1 protein-coding gene is annotated in these 7,253 nt (G+C 74.2%); it reads right to left on the bottom strand.

What is annotated here, in order from left to right:
- Positions 1-26: 26 nt before the first annotated feature.
- On the bottom strand, positions 27-7,253 hold a 7,227-nt coding region (locus ACFZCY_RS44815), incomplete at its 5' end, for a type I polyketide synthase (protein WP_391187494.1).

Genomic DNA, 7,253 nt, shown 5'->3' with positions numbered 1-7,253 from the left:
CCTTGCGCCCGCGGACCCATCGATCCTTAGATTCCGAGTTCTTTCTCGATGAAGTCGAAGACCTCATCCTGCGTCGCCTGCTGCAGCTTCTCCGTCACCGTGTCGCCGCTGCCGGCCGTCTCGGCACCGGCCGTACGGGGCTCCGCCCACTTCGCCGCGAGGTCCCGCAGCCGGGCCGCGATGTCGTCCCGCGCCTCGCTCAGCGGGTCGAGGACGGACAGCGCCGACTCCAGCGCGTCCAGCTCCGCGAGCCCTGGCGCGGCCGCCGTACCGCCGTCGCCGACCAGCCGGTCGCACAGGAACTCGGCCAGCGCCGCCGGGGTCGGATAGTCGAAGACCAGCGTGGCGGGCAGCTTCTGCCCGGTGGCGACACCCAGCCGGTTGCGCAGCTCCAGCGCGATCAGCGAGTCGAAGCCCAGCTCCTTGAACGCCCGCCCCGCGCCGACCTCGTCGGTCGTCGGGTGGCCGAGCGCCGCGGCCGCGTTGGTGCGTACGACCTCCAGGACCACCAGGGACTGTTCGGCGCGGGAGATCCCGGCCAGCCGCTGCCGCAGCGCGTCCGCCGGGGAGCCGTCCGCGGCCGCCGCCGGGTCGCCGCCCGGAACGCCGGTCTCCCGCAGTCGCCGCACCTCCGGCAGGTTGCTGATGAGCGGGCTGGGGCGGACCGCGGTGTAGCCCTGGGCGAAGCGTTCCCACTGGATGTCGGCGACGGCCAGCACCGTGTCGGCGTGGTCCAGCGCCCGCTGGAGCGCCGTGATCGCCGCGTGCGGGTCCATCGCCGGGACACCGCCCCGGTCCAGCCGCTCGCCGATCGCCCCGCCGGCGGCGAGTCCCGTCTCGCCCCAGCGGCCCCAGGCCACGGAGGTGGCGGGCAGGCCGTCGGCGCGGCGCTGCTCGGCCAGCGCGTCGAGGTAGGCGTTGGCGGCAGCGTAGTTGCCCTGCCCGGCGTCGCCGAGGGTGCCCGCGATGCCGGAGAACAGCACGAACGCGGACAGCTCCAGGTCGCGGGTCAGCTCGTGCAGATGGCGCGCCGCGTCGGCCTTCGGGCCGAGGACGGTCGCGAACCGCTGCGGGGTGAGGGCGTCCAGCACGCCGTCGTCGAGCACACCCGCGGCGTGCATGACGGCTGTGAGCGGCTGCTCGGCCGGGATCGCGGCGAGCAGCGCCTCGACCGCCTTCCGGTCGGCCACATCGCACGCGGCGACCGTGACCCGGGCGCCGAGCGCGGTCAGTTCGTCGCGCAGCTCGGCCGCGCCGGGCGCCTCCGGGCCACGGCGGCTGGTGAGCACCAGGTGCTCGGCGCCGTTACGGGCCAGCCAGCGCGCCACATGGGCGCCCAGCGCCCCCGTACCGCCGGTGACCAGCGTGGTCCCGGACGGCTTCCAGGACCGTACAGCGGGCGCCCCGGCCAGCGGGGCGCGCACGAGCCTGCGGGCGAACACGCCCGCCGCCCGCACCGCGAGCTGGTCCTCGCCGTCGGCCCCGGCGAGCACGTTCACCAGACGGGACAGCGCCCGGTCGTCAGGCGTTTCAGGCAGGTCGACCAGACCGCCCCAGCGCTCCGGGTACTCCAGCGCGGCGGTCCGGCCCAGGCCCCACACGAGGGCCTGCTCGGGGGATTCCGGCCGGTCCGTGCCGCTGACGGACACCGCGCCACGGGTGGCGCACCACAGCGGCGCCTCCACCCCGGCGTCGCCCAGCGCCTGGATCAACGCGGCCGTGCCGGTCAGCCCGGCGCCGACGCCGTCCGTGCCGGGCGCGGTCCGCTCGTCGAAGGCGAGCAGCGACAGCACACCGGAGACGGTTCCGGCGTCGGCCAGCTCCTCGCGCACCAGGCGGGTCAGCGACTCGCGGTCGGCCTCGACGGCGGCCGGGGTGATCTCCCGTACGTCGGCGCCGAATTCGGCGAGCGTACGGACCACGCCGAGCGTCCAGTCGTCGGTGACGGCGGACTCGGGCACGGCCAGCAGCCACGTCCCGGACAGCCGGGGGGCCTGCGCCTCGGTACGGGAAGTCCACGTCACGCGGTAGCGCCAGCCGTCCACGGTGGACTGCTCGCGGGCCTGCTTGCGCCAGGACGCCAGGGCGGGCAGGACGGCGCCGAGCGAGGACCGCTCGGTGTCGTCGTCGCACGCGAGGGTGTCGGCCAGCGACTCCAGGTCCTCGCGCTCGACGGCCTCCCAGAAGCGGGCGTCGACGGCGTCGGTCGTCGCCTCCGGGGCGTCCGCCACGGCTTCGGCGGCCTGCGGCCAGTAGTGCTGGTGCTGGAAGGCATACGTGGGCAGCTCGACGCGCTGCGCGCCCGTGCCGTCGAACACCGCCTCCCAGTCGACGTCGACACCACGTGTCCACGCCTCGCCGAGGGACGCCCAGAAGCGGCCCAGACCACCCTCGTCGCGGCGCAGCGAACCGATCGCCGCCGCCTCGCGGCCCGCGTCCTCGGCCGTCTCCTGCACGCCCATCGCCAGCACCGGGTGGGCGCTGGACTCGATGAACACGCTCATGCCCTCGTCGAGCAGGCGCCGGATGGCGCTCTCCAGCTCGACGGTGCGACGGAGGTTGGTGAACCAGTACTCGGCGTCCAGCTCCGGACCCTCGACCCACTCCCCCGTCACCGTCGACAGGAACGGCACCTGCGCGGGCTGCGGCTGGACGGAGGCGAGAAGCTTCAGCAGCTCATCGCGCAACAACTCCACCTGCGCGGAGTGCGACGCGTAATCCACCGGGACCCGGCGCGCCCGGACCCCGTCCGCCTCGCACGAGGCGACCAGCTCATCCAGCGCGGTCGGCTCACCGGACACGACCACGGCCGACGGCCCGTTGACGGCCGCCACCGAGACGCGCTCCTCACCCCACGCCGCGATCCGCTCCCGTACCTCGGACACCGGCAGCGCTACGGACACCATGCCGCCCCGGCCCGCCAGCACCCGTCCGATCGCCTGGCTGCGCAGCGCCACCACACGCGCCGCGTCCCGCAGCGACAGAATCCCCGCCACGCACGCGGCCGCGATCTCACCCTGCGAGTGGCCCACCACCGCCGACGGCCGCACGCCCAGCGAACGCCACAGCTCCGCCAGGGACACCATCACCGAGAACAGCACCGGCTGAACGACGTCCACCCGCTCCAGAGACGGCGCGTCCTCCGCGCCTCGCAGCACATCCACCAACGACCAGTCGGTGAATTCGGCGAGTGCGTCGGCACACTCATCAATACGGGCAGAGAACACCGGTGAAGCATCCAACAGCCCCACGGCCATGCCTACCCATTGTGACCCCTGTCCGGGGAACACGAATGCGGCCTTGCCCCCGATTGAGGCCCCCTGCACCAGGTTGGACAGCACCTGCCCCCTAGCGAGGGCGTCCAAACCGCGGGCGAAGTCGTCCCTTTCCGAGCCCACCAGCACCGCGCGCCGGTCGAAGGCGGCACGCGTGGTGGCCAGCGAGTGGCCGACATCGGCAGGGCGCAGTGCAGGCTCGGCGTCGCGGTGGGCGTCGAGGTGGGCCAGCAGCTTGGCGGCCTGGGCGCGCAGCGCTGCCTCGTTCCTGCCCGACAGGACCCACGGCAGCGCGCCGTCGTTCTCCGGTCGCGTCTCCGGCTGGGCCTCCGGCTCGTCGGCGGGGGCCTGTTCCAGGATGGCGTGGGCGTTGGTGCCGCTGAAGCCGAACGAGGACACGGCGGCGCGGCGCGGGTGGCCGGTCTCCGGCCACGGCCGGGCCTCGGTCAGCAGCTCGATGTCGCCCGCCGACCAGTCCACATGCGGGGTGGGTTCGGCGATGTGCAGCGATTCGGGCAGGACGCCGTGCCGCATGGCGAGCACGGTCTTCATCACGCCCGCGACACCGGCGGCCGCTTGTGCGTGGCCGATGTTGGACTTGATGGAGCCGAGCAGCAGGGGCCGGCCCTCGGGCCGGTCCTGGCCGTACGTGGCGAGCAGGGCCTGCGCCTCGATCGGGTCGCCCAGCGTCGTCCCCGTGCCGTGCGCCTCGACGACATCGACCTCGCCGGTGGCCAGGCGGGCGTTGGCGAGGGCCTGCCGGATGACGCGCTGCTGGGACGGGCCGTTCGGCGCCGTCAGACCGTTGCTCGCGCCGTCCTGGTTGATGGCGGAGCCGCGTACGACCGCGAGCACCGGGTGGCCGTTCTTCCGGGCGTCCGACAGCCGCTCGACCAGCAGCATGCCCACGCCCTCGGCCGGGCTGAAGCCGTCGGCGTCCGACGAGAACACCTTGCTGCGGCCGTCGGAGGACAGTCCGCGCTGGCGGCTGAACTCGATGAACGTACCGGGCGTCGCCATGACGGTCACACCGCCCGCGAGCGCCAGCGAGCACTCGCCGTTGCGCAGCGCCTGCACGGCCAGGTGCAGCGCCACCAGCGACGCCGAGCAGGCGGTGTCGACGGTGACGGCGGGCCCTTCCAGGCCGAAGGTGTACGAGAGGCGGCCGGAGACGACGCTGGCGGCGCTGCCGGTGGCGAGGTGGCCCTCGTAGCCCTCGGTGGTGTTGCGCATGAGGATCGAGTAGTCGGAGCCGTTGGTGCCGACGAAGACACCGGACGGGCTGCCGTGCAGCGTGGCCGGGTCGATGCCCGCGCGCTCGAACGCCTCCCAGGAGGTTTCCAGCAGCAGCCGCTGCTGCGGGTCCATCGCCATGGCCTCACGCGGCGAGATCCCGAAGAACGCGGGGTCGAACTCGGCGGCCCCGGTGAGGAATCCGCCCTCGCGGGTGTAGCTGGTGCCCTGCGCGTCCGGGTCCGGGTTGTAGAGGGAGTCGATGTCCCAGCCACGGTCGCCGGGGAACTCCGACAGGGCGTCGCCACCGGAGTCGAGCAGCTGCCACAGCTCCTCCGGGGTGCGGACGCCGCCCGGGAAGCGGCAGCTCATGGCAACGATGGCGATGGGCTCGTCGTCGGCGGACGCCGCCGCGACCGGCTGCGTGGCCACGGCCGTCTGCTCCCTGCCGGACAGCTCGGTGCGCAGATGGCGCGCGAGCGCCGTGGGGGTCGGGTAGTCGAAGATCAGCGTCGGCGGCAGCTTGAGCCCGCCGGCGGCGCCGAGGCGGTTGCGGAGTTCGACGGCGGTCAGCGAGTCGAAGCCCAGGTCCTTGAAGGCCCGGCCCGGCTCGACGTCGTCGGCGCCCGCGTACCCCAGCACGGCCGCCACGGCGGTCCGTACCAGCTCCAGCACCAGCCGCTCCTGCTCGGCCTCCGAGGCTCCGGCGAGCTGCTGCGCGAACGCGACACCGTCGGCGCCTTCCGCCTCGGCGTCGCCGCTCATGTCGGCGATGACGTCCCGAGCCTCGGGCAGGTCGTGCAGCAGCGGGCGCGAGCGGCCGGAGGTGAAGGCGAGGACGAAACGCTTCCACTCCATGTCGACGATCGTCAGGACCGACTCGTCGCGGTCCAGGGCGTGGTGGAGCGCGGTGACGGCCGCGCCGGGCGCCATTTCGATGACGCCGTGGCGGCGCATCCGGTCGCCCACGCCGCCCTCGGCCATGCCGCCCTCGCCCCACGGCCCCCAGGCCAGCGAGGTGGCGGGCAGTCCCTGAGCGCGCCGCCACTCTGCGAAGGCGTCGAGGAACGCATTGCCCGGCGCGTAGTTGCCCTGACCGGGCGCGCCGAAGGTGGCCGCGAAGGACGAGAACAGCACGAAAGCGGACAGGTCCAGGTCGCGGGTCAGCTCGTGCAGATGCCGGGTGGCGTCGACCTTGACCTTCAGCACCCGGTCGATCTGCTCCGGGGTCAGCCCCTCGATCACCCCATCGTCCAGCACCGCGGCCGTGTGCACGACGGCGGTCAGCGGGTGCGCGGCGGGGACGGCGGCGAGCAGCGCCTCGACCTGCGCGCGGTCGGCCACATCGCACGCGGCGATGGTGACCCGGGCGCCGAGCGCGGTCAGTTCGTCGCGCAGCTCGGCCGCGCCGGGCGCCTCCGGGCCACGGCGGCTGGTGAGCACCAGGTGCTCGGCGCCGTTACGGGCCAGCCAGCGCGCCACATGGGCGCCCAGCGCCCCCGTACCGCCGGTGACCAGCGTGGTCCCGGACGGCTTCCAGGACCGTACGGCGGGCGCCCCGGCCAGCGGGGCGCGCACCAGGCGGCGTACGAGGAGCCCGGTGGCGCGGATCGCGACCTGGTCCTCGTCGTCGGCGCCTGCGAGTGCGGTGACCAGCCGGGACAGCGCCCGCTCGTCGGCCGCCTCGGGCAGGTCGACCAGACCGCCCCAGCGCTCCCCGTGCTCCAGCGCGGCCACCCGGCCCAGGCCCCAGACCAGCGCCTGCTCCGGCGTGTCCAGCGCGTCCGCGCGGCCGACGGACACCGCGCCGCGCGTGGCGGACCACAACGGCGCGCCGATCTCCGCGTCGCCCAGCGCCTGCACCAGCGCGAACTGCGCCGCCACCCCGGCCGGGACGGAGCCGTGCAGCGGGTGCGGACGGCCGTCCAGCGCCAGCAGCGACAGCACACCGGCGAACGGGATGCCATCGGTGTCGACGAGCGCGGTGCGCAGCCGCTCGGTCAGCTGCTCACGGCCGTCGGTGGCGGGGTTCACCACGATCTGCCGTACATCGGCGCCGCGTTCGGCGAGCGTACGGGCCACACCGGTCGCCCACTCGTCCTCGGCGGCGGACTCCGGTACCACCAGCAGCCACGCCCCGGACAGCCGCGCGGGCTGCCCGTCGGCGAGCGGCTTCCACATCACGCGGTAGCGCCAGCCGTCCACCGTGGACTGCTCGCGGGCCTGCTTGCGCCACGCCGCGAGGGCTGGCAGCAGCGCGCTGACCTGCTCGTCATCGCCGTCGACGGCCAGTTCGGCGGCCAGCGTCTGCCAGTCCTCGCGGTCGACGGCGTCCCAGAACCGGGCCTCGACGGGGTCGGGGGCGGTGGCGGCGGGGGCGGGCGAGGTGCCCGCCTCGAGCCAGTAGTGCTGGTGCTGGAAGGCGTACGTGGGCAACTCGACGCGGGCCGCGCCCGTACCGTCGAACAGCGTGCCCCAGTCGGCCTGGACGCCGCGTGTCCATGCCTCGCCGAGGGATGCCCAGAAGCGGTCCAGGCCACCCTCGTCACGGCGCAGCGAACCGATCGCCGCCGCGTCCAGACCGGCGTCCTCGGCGGTCTCCTGCACGGCCATCGCCAGCACGGGGTGGGCACTGGACTCGATGAACGCCCCGAAGCCCTCGTCGAGGAGTCGGCGTACGGCGCTCTCCAGCTCGACGGTGCGACGGAGGTTGGTGAACCAGTACTCGGCGTCCAGCTCCGGACC

Origin of the sequence: Streptomyces sp. NPDC007983, assembly GCF_042958345.1 — a bacterium.
In the GTDB taxonomy this organism is placed as follows: domain Bacteria; phylum Actinomycetota; class Actinomycetes; order Streptomycetales; family Streptomycetaceae; genus Streptomyces.
The sequence above is the reverse complement of the archived record's forward strand: the minus strand, read 5'-3'. Positions and strand labels throughout refer to the sequence as shown.